The 1,383-nt window shown below is 41.6% G+C and carries 1 protein-coding gene; it reads right to left on the minus strand.

The window, feature by feature from the left end:
• Positions 1-150: 150 nt before the first annotated feature.
• Positions 151-1,383: stalk domain-containing protein (locus AC1DWB_RS35225; RefSeq protein WP_477545715.1), on the minus strand; the 1,233-nt coding region annotated here is incomplete at its 5' end.

Genomic DNA, 1,383 nt, shown 5'->3' on the forward strand with positions numbered 1-1,383 from the left:
AACAAGCGGTGGACTGAAACACCGCTAACGGCAAAAGGCAGAACCTCAGCTTTCTCGTGAGATTGTGACTCCTTTTTTTGCCCTTACACGCGGGACCTCATAGGTCGAGTCTTTACAATATGGAGGCGTGGGTGTGGCAAATCCCAATCCTTAATACTGCATGCGTTGCAGAATGTAAATATAACTGTAATCCCACACTGCAGAGTCATACTTTTTAGCGATGCTCTCCAGCTTCTTGCGATGACTGACTAGTTTGCTTGTAATTTTCATATTTTCTATTTTGTCGCTGTTTCTCTTAGCTTTACTGCGGTCGTCTATCAATTGATATCCTTCTTCAACTAATGCGCTTATGTCGGACTTAAATCCCGCCGAGAAAGCGGAATCATCGACTTGCATGATGCCTTTTATGTAATTTTGATAAACTTGCAGCGAGATCTTATCGAGCCTGCGATATTCTTCATAGTTAATTTGATAAGTTGAGAATTGCATGTGGGCTAGATTCGACTGCTCAAAATATTCATCATACAAATAAATGGCGCTATCTATGTCTTCCGGAATCCTTTCTGCGCTCTTCCGGATATTGATGATCCCTCCAGCCACCGGGTCCATTTGCCCTTTTTCGTAAGCGCTAATCGTTACGCCTCTCACTTCAGGATCATCAAGTGTAAAGCGAAATTGGATCTTATAGAGGTTTGACTTATAAATTTCATCTGCCAACTTTTCCGAGTTCGGGATCAGTTCCATTGCCGAACCTTCTTTTCGCAGCACGTAAAAATAATCGCCTTTCACTTTAAAAGTATAAGCCCCATAGAGGTCCAGTACCTTTTGTCGAGAATCGCCTATTTGAATACCGCGAAACGTGGAAAACTGGTCTCCATCTTTTTCAATGCTGATTGCTTCCAGCGCGTTCTTGTCTGTATTGTAACTCAGTTGCAACTGATCTATCTGTTGCCCAAGATCAAGATAATTGCTTTTAAGATCCAGGTTCATCCCAAGAAACAATCTTTGATTGGATCTGTCATCTTGGATGGACATATCATCCACTTTAAATCGTTGAGAATGGCGAGACTCAAGTTCCTTCCAAATATTTGTAAAGTCAGTATTAATCAACGTTGCAATTACGGCTAGATCTTCTTCTCTCCATTGAATAGTGCCTTTTAGAAGTTCACAGAACGACCTTAAAGGGATGTAAACTTCATCGTCTACCAGAATTGGAGCATCATTTAACATGACCATAAACGTATGCGGATCGGCATCTTTCTGCGGGACATACTCAGCTTGAATCCGATTAGTATTGGCCCAAACAGATAGGCTAAATGTTCTAGTATTTCGATCAACCACTCTCGCTGTCTGATCTTTAGGATTCCAATCAACCTCAAAGCC

The organism is Paenibacillus sp. P4_E11 (genome assembly GCF_056401635.1).